This is a genomic window from Kitasatospora sp. NPDC001540 (assembly GCF_042894345.1).
Taxonomy (GTDB): Bacteria; Actinomycetota; Actinomycetes; order Streptomycetales; family Streptomycetaceae; genus Kitasatospora; species Kitasatospora phosalacinea_C.
The window spans coordinates 100,386-115,250 of the sequence record NZ_JBIAVO010000008.1; the positions used below are offsets into that span (position 1 = coordinate 100,386).

Genomic DNA, 14,865 nt, shown 5'->3' on the forward strand with positions numbered 1-14,865 from the left:
CCCGAGCCTACTTGCCGCCGGCCAGCTCCCGGGAGCGGTCCCGGGCGGCCTCCAGGGCGCCGAGCATGGCGGCCCGGACACCGTGGTTCTCCAGTTCGCGGATGGCGGCGATGGTCGTCCCGGCCGGGGAGGTGACGGCCTCGCGGAGCTTGACGGGGTGCTCGCCGGAGTCGCGGAGCATCACCGAGGCGCCGATCGCGGACTGCACGATCAGCTCGTGCGCGACCTGGCGGGGCAGGCCGAGCAGGATGCCCGCGTCGATCATCGCCTCGACCAGGAAGTAGAAGTACGCGGGGCCGGAGCCGGACAGCGCGGTGGCCGCGTCCTGCTGGCCCTCCGGGACGCGCAGCGCCTTGCCGACCGAGCGGAAGATCGCCTCGGCGCGGGACAGGTGCGCCTCGGTGGCGTGCGAGCCGCCGGAGATGACGCTCATGCCCTCGTCGACCAGGACGGGCGTGTTGGGCATCACCCGCACCACGGGGGTGCCGGGGGCGAGGCGCTCCTCGAACCAGGCGGTGGGGATGCCCGCGGCGGCCGAGACGACCAGCTTGTCGGCGGCGACGTGCTCGGCCAGCTCCTCCAGCAGGGTGCCCATGTCCTGCGGCTTGACCGCGAGGATCAGGGTGTCGGCGAGCTTGGCGGCCTCCGCGTTGGTGACGGTGGTGACGCCGTAGCGGTCGGCGAGCTCGGTGGCGCGCTCGGCCCGGCGGGCGGTGACCAGCACGTCGGCGGGCGAGGTCCCGGCCCGCAGCAGCCCGGAGAGCAGGGCCTCGCCGATCTTGCCCGTCCCGAGGAAGGCGATCTTCTGGCCGGCGATGGTGCTGTCGCTCATGGTGCGTACCCTCCGTGCGCTGCGGTTCCTGGCCGCCCATCTTGCCCCGCGGCGCCCCCGCCCCGACGGAGGTGTCCACCCTGCGGTCGGCCCGCCCGCGCCCCGGCCCCCGTAGGGGGAATCTCAGGGGTGCGGACTCTGGATTCCGGGGGCGGGTGGGAGCACCGTGGAGGCATGGGACACGGAGAGTTGTCAGGACGTGAGAACCGCCAGGTCGCCGTCGCCGCCGCGACGCTCGGGCCGTGGCGGACGGCGGCGGCGGTGGGCACGGTGGTCGGCGGGGCCGCGCTCGCGGTGGACGTGATCACCCTGCACTGGTCGCTGGACATCCTGGCCGGACCGGTCAGTTGGGGGCTGTTCTGCTTCTTCCTGGTCGGCACGGTCGGCGGTCGGCTGCGCGGCGGCGGCGACCGGCGGCTGCGCCGCTGGGCGGACGAGCACCCGTGGCAGTCCGCGCTGCCCGCCGCCGGGGCGCTGCTGGTGCTGGACACCCTGGCGCTGTGGCTGCTGGGCTCCCACGGCCTGTTCGGGGCGCTGTTCACCTCGCTGCTGCCGGCCGGCGCGCTGCTCGCGGTGGCGGGCGTGGTGGGGGCGGTGAAGGCGGCCCGCAAGGGCTGACGGCGCGTCAGGCCCGCCCCCCGTTGTCGGGTGTGTCGGGGGTGGTCGGCATACTTCCGGCCGTGCCGACGATAGATGAGCCGAGGCCGGACGACAGCGTCCCCGGCAGACCCGACGACCCCTTCGAGGGGTTGGTGCTGGACGAGGAGTTCGTCCGGTCCGCGACCGCCAAGGAGGCGTCCGGGCGGGCCCGGATGCTGACCGAGCGGTGGAAGAAGAACCCGCCGCCGGAGAACGCGCCGTGGCGCCCGACGACGGAGGTCCGCCCCGTCACGGAGATCCGCCGCTCCCGGTGGCGCCGCCGGGCCCGCCCGGTCGACCGCGGGCCGGAGCGCCCGCACCCGGTGCGCAACGCGCTGCTGCTCCTGGGGGTGGTGGTGGCCGTGCTGGTCGGGCTGGTCGTCACCGACCGCGGCGGCGGCTCGAAGGCGCCGGCGTCCTCCGCGCTGCCCACCGTGGGCGCGGAGACCGCCCCGCCGAGCAGCGCCCCGCCGACCGTGGACCCGGACGTGCCGACCCCGGAGCGCCCCTGGGCGGGTTCGCCCGCCGAGGCGTGGCCGAACGGCGTGGACGGCATCGGACTGCCCACCAGCATGCCCGCCACCGGCGTGTTCAGCGCGCAGCAGGTGGCCGCGAACGTGGACGCGGTGAAGGCGTACCTGGTCGCCGGCAACCTGGACCCGCAGGTGCTGTCCGGCGGTAGCGTCCAGCACGTCCTGGACCTGATGGACGGGCCGGACGCCGAGGACCTGGCCGCGGCGCTGGCGCACCCGAGCGCCGAGCACGACCCGACGACCTGGGTGAGCCGGTTCGACCCGGCCCGGGCGGTGCCGGTCACCGACCAGGTGAAGGTGCAGGGCCGGATCAGCTTCGAGGGCGACGGCGAGCAGGGCATGCTGGTGCACACCGACGTGACCTACGTGTACGCGCTACGCCCCGGCCCGGACGCCGGGAAGGCCGTCCCGGGCGGCGACGGCACCGCGCTGCCGGCCTCCTGGGCCCAGGTGGACCGCAGCCGGGTGGTGGACCGGGAGATCGTCCGCCGGGTGCAGGACTTCCGGTTCTACGACCCGAAGCACTACGAGGTGACGCCCGGGAAGCCGCGGCTGGACGACGGCCGCAGCGACTTCGGCAACAACCGGTGCGACGCGCACTCCGGCTACCTGGAGCCCGAGTTCGAGTTCATGCGGGCGGCCGCGACCGGTCCGGCGCCGAGCGGCCCGGCCACCGACCCGTACGACCGGACCAAGCCGCTGCAGGACGGCGAGGAGTGCGGCACGCTGACCCGCAGCTGACGGACGCTCAGGCCCGCCGCCGGGCCGCCCGGCGGGCCTCGCGCTCCGCCCGGGCGGCCCGGCGGCGGTGCCAGGTGGCGTGCTCCTGGTCGTAGGCGGCGCGCTTGAGGCCCTCGCCGGGGGCCTCGACCAGGCTGCGGGCGAAGTAGGCGGCCAGGGCGCCGACGAAGCCGACCAGCCAGACCCCGGCGAGCTGCTTCTCCTCGGCCATCCAGCCGGTCAGCGCGTCCTTGCCCTCGGTGAGGATCTTCCAGTTCCGCAGGCCCGCCATGGCGGAGCAGAGGCCGAGGGCGAGGGTCAGCAGCAGGGTGAGCGGGGAGGCGCCGGAGATCCGGACGCCGGAGACGCCCAGCCGCAGCGCGAGGGCCCCGGCGGCGGTGGCCGCGAGGGCGCCGAGCGGGACGAGGGCGCGGCGCAGCCAGTAGCCGGTGCCGCGGTCGACCCAGGTGGTGCCGAACCAGCGGATCGACGGGGGGACGGGGGCCCCGTCCGCGGTGGTCGTCGGACTCGTCGTACGCGTCGTACTCACCGTCCGATTATCACCACGAGCGGGGCCCTCCCCCGGGTGCCACGCGTCTCAGCCGAGCTTGGAGACGTCCCGGACGGCGCCCTTGTCGGCGGAGGTGGCCATCGCGGCGTACGCCTTGAGCGCGACCGAGACCTGGCGGTCGCGGTTCTTCGGGCGGTAGCCGCCCTCGGACTCCAGCTTCAGCCGGCGCTCGTGCAGCTCCTCGAAGGAGACGTCCAGGTTGATGGTGCGGGCCGGGATGTCGATGGTGATCGAGTCGCCGTCCTCGACCAGGGCGATGGCGCCGCCGGAGGCCGCCTCCGGGGAGATGTGGCCGATCGACAGGCCCGAGGTGCCGCCGGAGAAGCGGCCGTCGGTGATCAGCGCGCAGGCCTTGCCCAGGCCGCGGCCCTTCAGGAAGGAGGTCGGGTAGAGCATCTCCTGCATGCCCGGACCGCCCTTGGGGCCCTCGTAGCGGATGACCACCACGTCGCCCTCGGCGATCTCCTTGCGGAGGATCTTGTCGACCGCCTCGTCCTGGGACTCGCAGACCACGGCCTTGCCCTGGAAGCGCCAGATCGACTCGTCCACGCCCGCGGTCTTCACCACGCAGCCGTCCTCGGCGATGTTGCCGTAGAGCACCGCGAGGCCGCCCTCGACCGAGTAGGCGTGCTCGACGCTGCGGATGCAGCCCTTGGCGGCGTCGGTGTCCAGCGAGTCCCAGCGCTCGGACTGGCTGAACGCCTCGGCGGAGCGGACGCAGCCGGGGGCGGCGTACCAGAGGTCGACGGCCTCCTCGGAGGCCGAGCCGCCGCGCACGTCCCAGGTCTTCATCCACTCGGCGAGCGAGTCGGAGTGCACGGTGTGCACGTCCTCGTGCAGCAGGCCGCCGCGGTACAGCTCGCCGAGGATGGCGGGGATGCCGCCGGCCCGGTGCACGTCCTCCATGTAGTACGAGCCGTTGGGGGCGACCTTGGACAGGCAGGGCACCTTGCGGGAGATGCTGTCGATCACCCGCATGTCGAAGTCGACCTCGGCCTCCTGGGCGGCGGCCAGCAGGTGCAGGATCGTGTTGGTGGAGCCGCCCATCGCGATGTCCAGCGCCATCGCGTTCTCGAACGCGGCGCGGGTGGCGATGTTGCGCGGCAGCACCGACTCGTCGTCGCCGCCGTAGTAGCGGTTGGTGATCTCGACGACCGTGCGGCCGGCCTGCTCGTACAGGGCGCGGCGGCCGGTGTGGGTGGCCAGCAGCGAGCCGTTGCCGGGCAGCGAGAGGCCGATCGCCTCGGTGAGGCAGTTCATCGAGTTGGCGGTGAACATGCCGGAACAGGAGCCGCAGGTCGGACAGGCGTTCTCCTCGATGATCGAGATGTCCGCGTCGGAGACGTTCTCGTTCACCGCCTGGGAGATCGCGTCGACCAGGTCCAGCTTGCGGACGGTGCCGTCGACCAGGGTGGCCTTGCCGGCCTCCATCGGGCCGCCGGAGACGAAGACCGTCGGGATGTTGAGGCGCAGCGCGGCCATCAGCATGCCGGGGGTGATCTTGTCGCAGTTGGAGATGCAGATCAGCGCGTCGGCGCAGTGCGCGTTGACCATGTACTCGACCGAGTCGGCGATCAGGTCGCGCGAGGGCAGCGAGTACAGCATGCCGTCGTGGCCCATCGCGATGCCGTCGTCGACCGCGATGGTGTTGAACTCGCGCGGGATGCCGCCCGCCCGCTTGATCGCCTCGGAGACGATCCGGCCGACCGGCTGCAGGTGGGTGTGGCCCGGGACGAACTCGGTGAAGGAGTTGGCGACCGCGATGATCGGCTTGCCGAAGTCCTCGCGGGCTACGCCCGCGGCGCGCAGAAGGGCGCGCGCGCCCGCCATGTTGCGACCCTGGGTGACCGTGTTGGACCTCAGCTGGGGCATCGTTGCCGCTCCTTCAGGAGACTTCCGGGGGTTGTCGAGCCTACGCCCGCACCGGCCGCCCCCGGACACGGTGTCCGCGATGCGGTCAGTGCGGGCGTCCCGGCGCTACGGCTTCGGCACCACGAAGACGTCCAGCAGGTACGGCTCGACCACCTGCCCGTCCGGGAACGCGGCCAGCAGCGCCGCCCGCTCCGCCGCCAGGATCGGGGCCCGCCGCTCGGGCGTCAGCACCGCGACGTACGAGCGGGAGGTCAGGTCGTCGATCACCTGGTCGACCGGGATGCGCCGCTCCCAGCGCAACTGCGCGGCGCGCACCTCCAGGCCCGCCGCCGTCAACGCCTCGGGCCGGGCGTTCACCCCGCTGTTGTAGTGGTACGTCTCCGGCAGGGCCGCCGCCATCCGCTCCTGCTGGGCGGCCAGCCAGGGCACCCGGTAGTCCTTGACGTTCCACCACACCGCGAGCGCCCCGCCCGGGCGCAGCACCCGCAGCGCCTCCGGGATCGAGCGCTGCGGGTCGGTCCAGTGGAACGCCTGGGCGTACGTCACGAAGTCCACCGAGGCGTCGTGGAAGGGGAGTTCGTCACCCACCGCCTTCACCACCGGGATCCGCGGACTGACCTCGCGCAGCACCGCGGCCATCCCCTCGCTGGGCTCGACCGCGACCACCCGGGCGCCGCGCCCGGCCAGCAGCCGGGTCGCGATGCCGGTGCCCGCGCCCACGTCCAGCACGTCGGCGCCGTCCAGCGGGCGGCCGGAGAGCCGCTCCAGCGCGTCGAACAGCTCGTCCGGGTAGGACGGCCGGGCGGCCTGGTACTGCGCGGCCACCGGGCCGAAGGAGTTGGCGTGCGCCTTCAGGTCGTACATCGGTCGGTTCTCCTCCGTCATCGGTCAGGTCCAGCTGCGCGAGCAGAGCACCAGGTCGTAGCCGTCCGGGTCGCGGACGGTGACGCCGTGCTCGTCCCAGTACGGGTTGTGCGCGGCGACCCGGGTGCCGCCGGCCTCCACCAGGCGCTCCACCAGCGCCTCGTCCACCGGCCCGCCCAGGTACAGCACGAACAGGTCCTCGACGGTCGGGGTCGGCTCCACCGGGCGCTCCGGGTCGCGCGCCAGCTCGAAGTGCCAGCTGCCGCCCGGGAGGCCGACCATCACCAGGTCGTGCTCGCCGGGGACCCGCTCGGTGGTGCGCCACAGCACCGACAGGCCCAGGCCCTCGGTCCAGAAGCGTTCGGCGGCCGCCAGGTCCCGGGAGGGGCGGGCGTACCGGACGTGGGTGCCGGGGCCGATCACGCGGGCTCCGCCTTCCGCACCGGGCCGTCCGCGCAGCAGCCGTCGCCGCTCGGGTCCTCGCACGTCTCCGCCTCGTGGGCGCGCACCGGTTCGACCGGCCGTCCGTTGATCACGCGCTCGACCCTAGAGCCGGACCCGCGGCCCGCGCACGCGTTCCTCTGCGGGCGGACGGCCCTTCAGCCACCGGGCCGGGCGGTCGCCAGGTGCAGCCTGGTGAACGCCAGCGCCTCCGCCAGGTCCGCCTCCCGCTCGGCCGGGGAGCCCGCCTTGCGGGTGTTCACCTCCAGCACCACGTGCCCGTCGAACCCCGTCCGCGCCAGCCGCTCCAGCAGCTCCGCGCACGGCTGCTTGCCCCGGCCCGGGATCAGGTGCTCGTCCTTCCCCGACCCCGACCCGTCCGCCAGGTGCACGTGCGCCAGCCGGTCGCCCATCCGCTCCACCAGCTCGAACGCGTCCGTCCGGGACGTCGCCGCGTGCGACAGGTCGACGGTGAAGTGCCGGTACGCCTCCTCCGTGACGTCCCAGCCCGGCGCGTACGCCAGCACCTCCCGGTCGCGGTAGCGCCACGGGTACATGTTCTCCACCGCGAACCGGACGTCGGTCTCCCCCGCCATCCGGTCCACCCCCGCCACGAACTCCCGCGCGTACTGCCGCTGCCACCGGAACGGCGGGTGCACCACCACCGTGTCCGCCCCCAGCCGCTCGGCCGCCTTCCGGGCCCGCACCAGCTTCGTCCACGGGTCCGTCGACCACACCCGCTGGGTGATCAGCAGGCACGGCGCGTGCACCGCCAGGATCGGCACCCCGTGCCGGTCCGAGAGCCGCCGCAGCGCCTCCACGTCCTGGCTCACCGGGTCGTTCCAGACCATCACCTCGACGCCGTCGTACCCCAGCCGCGCCGCCAGCTCGAACGCCGTCTCCGTCGTCGACGGGTACACCGACGCCGTCGACAGCGCGACCTTCGTCTCCGGCACGTGCAACGCCGGGTGCGGCGGCGGCCACCCCGGCCGCTCCAACTTCCGCCGCGCCGCCCTGGCGGCCCGCGCCGCCTTCAACGGCAGGGGGCCGCGCCTCGACCGCCGCTCGTCCGCCGAATCCGCCACGCCCACCAGACTAGGACACGCCCCGCGAAAGCACGGACGCGAGGAGAACTGCTGCGCCGAGCGAAAGCAGGGGCACGGGGAACTGCTGCGCCAGCCGCTGCGGAACCAGGGGCGCGAGGAACTGCGCGGCCAAGCGAGCACGCACAGCCGGATCGCGACGCAGGATGATCACTTGCACTATCCCGCGATCCTGCTGACGTTCGACCCCGCTGCGCGCAGTTCCCCGCGCCCCTGGTTACGCCTGCTGCCTCCGCTACGCCTCGATCGCGACGCGACTCTCGTTCCCGTCCATCGCGTCCAGCCGCCGCAGGATGATCCCCTCGCGCAGCGCCCACGGGCAGATGTCGAGCTCCTCCAGCCCGAAGAGGTCCATCGCCGCGTCGGCGACCAGCGCCCCGGCCAGCAGTTGGCGGGCGCGGCCCGGGGAGACGCCGGGGATCTGCGCGCGTTCGCCCGGCGTCATCGCGGCGAGGCGGGGCAGCCACGCGGAGAGGCCGGAGCGGGTGAGCTTGCGGGGCACGCGGACGCCCGCGCCCTCGGGGGCGGCACCGGTCATCCGGGCGAGCTGCTTGAAGGTCTTGGAGGTGGCGACCGAGTGGTCGGGCGGTCCGAGGCGGGTGAAGTCGCCGACCGTCCCGGCGATCTCGGCGCGGATGTGCCGCCGCAGTTCGCGCAGGTCGCCGGGGTCGGCGACCTCGCCGGGGAGGCGGGGGGTGAGGCGCCCGGCGCCGAGCGGGAGGGAGGTGGCGACGTCGGGCTGCTCGTCGAGGCCGCAGGCGATCTCCAGCGAGCCGCCGCCGATGTCGAGGTTGAGCAGTCGGCCCGAGGACCAGCCGAACCAGCGGCGGACGGCGAGGAAGGTGAGCCGGGCCTCGTCCTGTCCGGACAGGACGGTGAGCGCGACGCCGGTCTCGTCCTCGACCCGGCGCAGCACCTCCTCGCCGTTGGCGGCCTCCCGGACGGCGGAGGTGGCGAACGGCAGCAGGTCGACGACGCCCTTGTCCTCGGCGACCCGGAGCGAGGAGGCGACCATCGAGACCAGGCGCTCGACGCCGACCTCGCTGATCGCCCCGTTCTCCTCCAGCAGCTCGGCGAGGCGCAGTTCGGCCTTGTGGGAGTAGGCGGGCAGCGGGGCCGCGCCGGGGTGGGCGTCCACCACGAGGAAGTGGACGGTGTTGGAGCCTACGTCGAGCACACCGAGTCGCATGACCGTCCAACCTAGCCCAACCCGGTGACCGCCCGGAGTGCGAGCGGGGTCGGTGCGAGCGGGGTCACAGCATGCCGTCCCAGAGCTGCTCGACGATGACCGCCCACCAGTTCTCCGGGTCGCGCAGGGCGGTCCGGTCGAGCGCGGCCAGCGCCCACTGGAACTCGGCGACGGCGGGCCCGGCCTGCTCGGGGGGCAGGTCGAGCAGGCGGGGGCGGCGTTCGGCCAGCAGCGCCAGGCAGCGGGTGAAGGCGGTGAGGTCGGTGTTGCAGTAGCGGGTCTCGCAGGTGTCGGGGTCGACGGCGCGGACCCGGCCCTGGGCGGTGTCGACGGTGAGCAGCGCCCAGCCGTCGGTGCCGATCAGGCGCTGGCCCAGCAGCGCGGTGCGGGCGGCGGCGGTGGCCCGGCGGCCGCGGCCGAGGGCGCCGAGGTGCTCGGTGAGGTCGGGCAGCGGCGGGGCGGCCTGTTCGGCGATGCCGTCGGCCTCGGGCAGGTGGAGGGCGAAGAAGCCGGGCACCTCGCGGGGCAGTCCGGTGCGCTGGAGCGGGCGGGCGACGGCCTCGGGCAGGTCCGCGGCGAGCGTCTCGACCGGCTCGAAGCGGCGCACGCCGTCCTCGCCGAACAGGGCGGCCAGCCGCTTGCCGAGGCCGGTCTCGTCCTCGGGCTGGGCGGGCGGCACGGCGGGCGGGAACGGCACCCGGTTGTAGCCGCTGCGGGTGCGGGCCACCAGGGCCCGCACGGCGGCCGCCCGGTGGTCGTGGCGCGGCCCGTACGGCTGCTCGAACTCCAGCCGTACGCCGGGCAGTTGCTCGGCGACGGCCTGCTCGGAGTAGCTGCCGGGGAGCATTGACAGCCGCAGGTCGGTGCGCAGCGCGACCAGGTTCTCGGCCGGGACGCCCTGGGCGGCGAGCTGCTCCCGGGCGCGCAGGGCCGGGTGCGGGCGGCCGTGCGCGGAGTGGACGGTGAGCGACTGCAGTTCGTCCTTCTCGTCCCGGTAGCTGAGGGTGGCCCGGGTGCCGGGGCCGGTGACCGGGGGCAGCGCCGGGTTGTGGCTGCCTGCGCCGAGGCGGTCGCGGTGCAGTTGCTCGACCACCGGCACCGGGACGGACGGGTAGACGACGAGTTCGCCGGTGACCCGGTCGACCACCGCGCAGGCCGCGCCGATCTCCTCGGGGGCGCGGCGGGCGCCGGTGAGCGGGTCGGTGAGGACGGGCGCGGGCTCCGGCCAGAGCACCCAGCCGAGGTCGAACTCGTGGCACCTGACAGGCCGCGCCCCCTCCTGCGGGAGGTCGCCGTTGACCCAGCGGTGGGCGGTGGCGAGGGCCTGTTCGCGGGTGATCATCGGTTGGTGCTCCCGGTGGTGGTGCGGTGGATGGTGAGCCGGGAGCGCGGCGGCGCGGGCGCGGCGGCGGGGGCGGCGCTCTCCCCGGACGCCTCGGCCTCCGGGGCGGGGGCGCCGACCAGGACGGGCTCGGGCTCGGGTTCCGGCTCGGGGGCGCGGTCCGGGACGGCGACGGTGGCGGGCAGCGGCGCGGCCAGGTCGATCGGCCGGTCCGCGGCGTCCACCGCGATCGCCCACAGGCCGTGGTCGGCCGGGTAGAGCGGGGCGGGCGCGGCGTAGCCGGTCTGGTGGTCCAGGTAGCTGAGCACGCCCTGGTGGTTGACCGCGTTCCAGGTGTGCGAGCGGCCGAAGGCGTCGACGGTCAGCAGCACGGCGCGGGTGCCGGTGCCGTGGGCGAGCAGGGCCCGGCCGAGCTTGTCGTGGGCGTCGGGGCCGTCGCCGAGGTCGAGGAAGCGGGTGCCGAGTTCGAGTTCGGCGCGGTCGCGGCCGCCGCGCTCGCCGGCCGGGCCGTCGGGCAGCCGGGGCGCGGCGCAGGTCGGCACGCCGCCGAGGGTGTCCACGGCGGACAGCGCCACGTCCACGCAGTTGTTGGCGCGTCCGGTCTCGGCGTGGCCGCCGCCGTTGAGCACCTCGATCCACTCGCCGACCATCGGGTCCGGCGCGGGCACCGGGGTGCGGCGCACCACCTCGGCCTGGTGCGCCGGGTCGACCGGGCCGAGCCCGCCGGGCAGGCCGTACGGGCGGCTGTCGGCGAGGGTCCGCTCGCGCTCCCCGACCGGCAGCGGGCCCGGGGCGCCGCCGCGGCGGCCGTTGGCGATCACCAGCCAGGCCGCGGACACCTGCCCGGGGTTGACCGGCAGGCCCTGCTCGTCGGTCGTCGACTGGCGCCGGACGTCCACCGGCGGTTCGTAGCCGCGCACCGGGCCGCCGGGCGCGTGCTGGCCGATCCCGCCGCCGCCCACCGGCCCCACCGGGCCGGTCGCCACCGCGCGGCCGCCGGCCGGCTGCTGGCCGACGCCGATCACCGCGGCCGCGCCGCCGGAGGTACCGGCCGCACCGGGCGCACCCGCGGTGCCGCCCGCCGCGCCCGCCACCGGACCGGTGACCGGGCCACCGGCCGCGCCGGGGGCGCCGGGAGCGCCCGCCGCACCGGCCGCCGCGCCGGGGGCGGCCCCGACCGCGCCGCCCACCGGGCCCGCACCCGTCACCGGGGCGCCCGCCACCGGAGCGGTGGTCGGCATGCCGCCGACCGGGGCGGCCGAACCCCCGCCGACCGGGCCGAGCTGGAACGAGGAGCCGTTCGAGGCGGCCGAACCGCCGAACGAGGACGCCGGGTCCGCCGCGTGGTGGCCACCGCCACCGCCACCGCCGCCGATCCCGCCGCCACCACCACCGCCACCGCCGGACGACCAGATGTCCCCGGCCGACACCGGCGGGACGCTCGGCGCGGGCGGCGCCGCCACCGAGTCGACGTGCACCGAGATCGGCCCGCGCACCGGCGGGACGTAGCCGCCGCCGGAGCCGCCGGAGTCACCGGAGCCGCCGTCGAAGGAGCCGCCGTAGGACGGCGCGGGGTACGAGGCCGCGGCCGAGCCGCCGTACGACCCGTGCGAGCCGCCCGAACCGGTCTGGTAACCGCCACCGCCGCCGTAGCCGCCACCGCCGCGGTGCCCGCCGCCGTTGTCGACCGGCCCGGGCTGCGGCCCGGGGCCGCCCGTCACGCCCCGCACCGTGTCGACCGTCTGGGCGCCCGCGGTCTCGACCGTCTTCTGGACGGTCCCCAGCAGGTCGCCGTGGTCGCCGCCCGGGCCGCTCTGGCCGTTGGCGCCGCCGGGCCAGTTGCCCGGCCCGTTCGGCCCGCCGTGGCCGCCGGGCCCGCCGTGGCCGCCCTGCGCCCCGAAGGGCCCGCCGCCCTGCTGCTGCCCGTCCAGGACGGTGACCGGCTTGCCGTCCGCGCCGAGCAGGTCGACCGGACGGCCGTCCGCGCCGAACTGCACGACCTGCCCGTCGGGCCCGGTGGCCCGGCCCGAGGCGTCGACGGTGAGCGGGTGGCCGTCGGTGCCGGCCAGCAGGTGGCCCTTCTGGTCGGTGACCAGGCCGGAGACCTGGGTGCCGTCGGCGGCCATCATCACCGGGTGGCCGTCGTCGCCGAGCTCGAGCTTGCCGCCCCGGCCGATCGCGAGCGTGATGCCGGTGCCGACCAGGGCGCCGGTCAGGCCGACCAGCAGCGGTTTGCCGTTGGCGCCCAGCAGCGGCTTGCCGTCCTCGCCCATCGCCACGCCGGTGACCGGGGAGCCGTCGGGGCCGACCAACTGCTGCTGGCCGTCCGGGCCCTGGGTGACCGTCAGGCCCTCGACGCCCTTGACCCGCTGCCCGTCCTCGCCGACCAGCACCGGGTTGCCGTGCCGGTCGGTGCGCACCGTGCCGTCGGCCTTCAGCTCGGCGTGCAGGCCGGCGACGCTCGCCACCTCCACCGAGCGGGCCACCCCGGCCTTCGCCAGCACCCCGGTGACCTGCCCGGAGCGGGCCGCCAACGAGGACTCCCGCTGCTCGCCGTGCAGGCCCCGGCCGTCGGCCTGGGCGATCCGCTCCAGCGCGACCAGCGGCGGCTCCTTGGCCAGCGACTTCGCGGCCTCGGCCATGTCCCGGCCGAGCTGCTCCAGCAGTTGGCCGATCTTCACCTTGGCGTGCTCGACCGCGGCCAACTCCTCGGCCTCGGCGGCGACTTCCTTCACCGCGCCGACGGCCGCGCCGACCGCGCCGGTCACCAGCCCGCCCAGCCCGGTGGTCATCTCCTGGCCAGCCGAGGCGATGTCGGCCTTGGCCTTGGCCTCGGCCGCGTCGGCGGCCCGGATCTTCTCGGTCAGCTCGGTGAGCACCGCGATGATGTCGACCTTGGCCTGGTCGGCCGCCCCGGCCGCCTTGTCCAGGGCGGCGGCGACCAGGGCCGCGGCCGCCGAGGCGTCGTCCAACTGGCCGCGCCCGCCGCCGCTGAACTGCCGCCAGTGGTCGGCGAACGCCTCCACCGCGCGGCCCTTGTTCTCCCCCGAGACCCGCTGCGCGGAGGCCGCGCCCCGGGTCACCAGGGCGTCCGCCTCCGACCCGAACTCCCGCCACAGGACGGCCGCCTGGCGCAGCCCGTCCTCGTCCGCCTGCGGCCACGCGTGGCCGGTCCGCGCCAGCGCGGGGGCGAGTTCCTCCGGCAGGTTCCTGGACACGTGCTCCCCCTTCGGGTGGTGCGGCTCGGCGCGCGCAGCGGCCCGCCTCCTGGTCTGACTCCGGTTCAGGCCCGGCCGGTTGCGGTCGGGTGGTTCAGCGAGGGCGCGGTGAAGTCCGCACTGACGTCCTGATCGGTGCGCTCGCTGTTGTCCGCCATCGTGTGCAGCCCGCGGCCGATCCGGCCCAGCCGCTCCGACAGCCCCTGCAACCCGGCCAGCGCGCCCTCCCGGGCCTCGCCGTACGCGGTGCCGAACGGCGCGCCGGGCTCGTCCGAGCCCCACGGCGCGCCCAGCGCCGCCAGCCCGCTCTCCAACTGCTGCGCCGCTTTACCGAACTCGTCCGAGATCTTCTCGAACTCCCGTCCTTCGCCGTGGAGTTCCCACGACCGGATGACGACCTCGTCGCCCATCTGCACTCCCCCGTGCAAGGGCGCTCGCGCGCCCGACCTACCGGCTGAGCCATCCTAGGACCACTCCCGGCCGCCGCCGACCGGCCTGCGGTCCTTTTCACAGCCGCTTCACCTTCACCACCCGCTCGAAACCCGCCAAACCGGCACCGAACGGAACGAACCACCGGCAAAGCCGCGTCGCCGCACCCCCGCCCCGCCCCGTCCAGGCCCTACCCTTACCGGGTGGCACCAGCTGACAGCACCAAGAGCAAGAAGACCGAGAAGCCCGCCAAGGCCTCCAAGGCGTCCAAGGCCGCGAAGGCCCCCAGGGCCAAGGGCCCCGTCGTCGACCTGGCGATGCCCACCGTGCGCGAGGTCGCCCTCGACTTCCCGCGCGCCTGGGTCGAGTTCACCGACCCCGCCGACGAGGACCAGGTGTTCCGCTGCGACCTCACCTGGCTCACCTCCCGCTGGGGCTGCATCTTCGGCAAGGGCTGCCACGGCATCCAGCCGGGCCGCGGCGCCTCCGACGGCTGCTGCACCCTCGGCGCCCACTACTCCGACGAGGAGGACGAGCAGCGCGTCGCCGAGCACGCCGCCCGGCTCACCCCCGACATCTGGGAGCACCACGCCGAGGGCACCGACGCCAAGGGCCGGATCCGCCGCGACGGCGGCATCACCATGTTCGACGAGGACGGCGACCGGCAGACCCGCCGCGTCAACGGCGCCTGCCTGTTCCTCAACAGCCCCGGCTTCCCCGGCGGCGCCGGCTGCGCCCTGCACGTGCTCGCCCTGCGCGAGGGCCTGGAGCCGCTGGAGACCAAGCCGGACGTCTGCTGGCAGCTGCCGGTCCGCCGCACCTACGACTGGATCGACCGCCCCGACGACACCCGCTACCTGCAGGTCTCCATCGGCGAGTACGACCGCCGCGGCTGGGGCCCCGGCGGCCACGACCTGCACTGGTGGTGCACCGGCTCCCCCGAGGCGCACCACGCCCCCGACCCGGTCTACGTCTCCTACCGCCCCGAGCTGACCGAGCTCATGGGCCCCGCCGCGTACGAGCAGCTGGTCGCCCTCTGCAAGGCCCACGACACCCGGCTGGCCCCGCACCCGGCGGACCAGTAGCCCCGGCAGCGGGCCCCCGCCGGGGGC

Annotated in this window: 13 protein-coding genes; 3 read left to right on the forward strand and 10 right to left on the reverse strand. The window is 75.4% G+C overall.

Annotated features, from left to right (window positions below):
• Positions 1–7: 7 nt before the first annotated feature.
• Complete coding sequence (proC, locus tag ACFY00_RS12880; RefSeq protein WP_388030431.1) at positions 8–832, reverse strand: pyrroline-5-carboxylate reductase; 825 nt, start codon at positions 830–832, stop codon at positions 8–10.
• A gap of 189 nt (positions 833–1,021) precedes the next feature.
• On the opposite strand from proC, the gene ACFY00_RS12885 reads away from it, so the two are divergent.
• Both ACFY00_RS12885 and ACFY00_RS12890 read left to right on the forward strand, forming a co-directional pair.
• Positions 1,022–1,450, forward strand: coding sequence for a hypothetical protein (locus tag ACFY00_RS12885; protein WP_388030434.1), 429 nt, complete (start codon positions 1,022–1,024; stop codon positions 1,448–1,450).
• A gap of 62 nt (positions 1,451–1,512) precedes the next feature.
• Entirely contained in the window at positions 1,513–2,745 is a 1,233-nt protein-coding gene (locus ACFY00_RS12890) for a hypothetical protein (protein WP_388030437.1), read from the forward strand.
• A 7-nt stretch (positions 2,746–2,752) separates the two neighbouring features.
• Here the strand turns inward: ACFY00_RS12890 and ACFY00_RS12895 are convergent, their stop codons facing one another.
• From ACFY00_RS12895 to ACFY00_RS12935, 9 genes are all read right to left on the reverse strand, one after another.
• A complete protein-coding gene (locus ACFY00_RS12895) occupies positions 2,753–3,274 on the reverse strand; it encodes a hypothetical protein (RefSeq protein ID WP_388030439.1) in 522 nt (173 codons plus the stop codon).
• 48 nt (positions 3,275–3,322) lie between these two features.
• Positions 3,323–5,167: a dihydroxy-acid dehydratase gene (gene ilvD / locus ACFY00_RS12900; protein ID WP_388030440.1), complete on the reverse strand. Its 1,845-nt coding sequence runs from the start codon at positions 5,165–5,167 to the stop codon at positions 3,323–3,325.
• Positions 5,168–5,272: 105 nt separating this feature from the next.
• Entirely contained in the window at positions 5,273–6,031 is a 759-nt protein-coding gene (locus tag ACFY00_RS12905; protein ID WP_388030443.1) for a class I SAM-dependent methyltransferase, read from the reverse strand.
• Positions 6,032–6,055: 24 nt separating this feature from the next.
• Entirely contained in the window at positions 6,056–6,454 is a 399-nt protein-coding gene (locus ACFY00_RS12910) for a VOC family protein (protein WP_388030445.1), read from the reverse strand.
• Positions 6,455–6,630: 176 nt separating this feature from the next.
• Entirely contained in the window at positions 6,631–7,434 is an 804-nt protein-coding gene (locus ACFY00_RS12915) for a sugar phosphate isomerase/epimerase family protein (RefSeq protein WP_388030685.1), read from the reverse strand.
• Between the two features lie 376 nt (positions 7,435–7,810).
• Entirely contained in the window at positions 7,811–8,764 is a 954-nt protein-coding gene (locus ACFY00_RS12920; RefSeq protein WP_388030447.1) for a Ppx/GppA family phosphatase, read from the reverse strand.
• 64 nt (positions 8,765–8,828) lie between these two features.
• Positions 8,829–10,106, reverse strand: a complete 1,278-nt coding sequence (locus ACFY00_RS12925) for an SUKH-4 family immunity protein (RefSeq protein WP_388030449.1) — start codon at positions 10,104–10,106, stop codon at positions 8,829–8,831.
• Entirely contained in the window at positions 10,103–13,324 is a 3,222-nt protein-coding gene (locus ACFY00_RS12930) for a toxin glutamine deamidase domain-containing protein (protein WP_388030451.1), read from the reverse strand. Before ACFY00_RS12930 ends, ACFY00_RS12925 begins: the two co-directional genes overlap by 4 nt.
• 65 nt (positions 13,325–13,389) lie before the next feature.
• Complete coding sequence (locus tag ACFY00_RS12935; RefSeq protein ID WP_376058939.1) at positions 13,390–13,734, reverse strand: WXG100 family type VII secretion target; 345 nt, start codon at positions 13,732–13,734, stop codon at positions 13,390–13,392.
• A 222-nt stretch (positions 13,735–13,956) separates the two neighbouring features.
• Here ACFY00_RS12935 and ACFY00_RS12940 point away from each other — a divergent pair, with 222 nt between their 5' ends.
• On the forward strand, positions 13,957–14,838 hold the full coding sequence (locus ACFY00_RS12940) for a hypothetical protein (RefSeq protein ID WP_388030454.1): 882 nt from the start codon (positions 13,957–13,959) through the stop codon (positions 14,836–14,838).
• The last annotated feature ends 27 nt before the right edge of the window (positions 14,839–14,865 follow it).

Bases quoted from the DNA above. Each gene is read 5' to 3' on its own strand.
- ACFY00_RS12920 (WP_388030447.1), bottom strand. From the start codon at position 8,764: ATGCGACTCGGTGTGCTCGACGTAGGCTCCAACACCGTCCACTTCCTC.
- ilvD (WP_388030440.1), bottom strand. From the start codon at position 5,167: ATGCCCCAGCTGAGGTCCAACACGGTCACCCAGGGTCGCAACATGGCG.
- ACFY00_RS12925 (WP_388030449.1), bottom strand. From the start codon at position 10,106: ATGATCACCCGCGAACAGGCCCTCGCCACCGCCCACCGCTGGGTCAAC.
- proC (WP_388030431.1), bottom strand. From the start codon at position 832: ATGAGCGACAGCACCATCGCCGGCCAGAAGATCGCCTTCCTCGGGACG.
- ACFY00_RS12905 (WP_388030443.1), bottom strand. From the start codon at position 6,031: ATGTACGACCTGAAGGCGCACGCCAACTCCTTCGGCCCGGTGGCCGCG.
- ACFY00_RS12935 (WP_376058939.1), bottom strand. From the start codon at position 13,734: ATGGGCGACGAGGTCGTCATCCGGTCGTGGGAACTCCACGGCGAAGGA.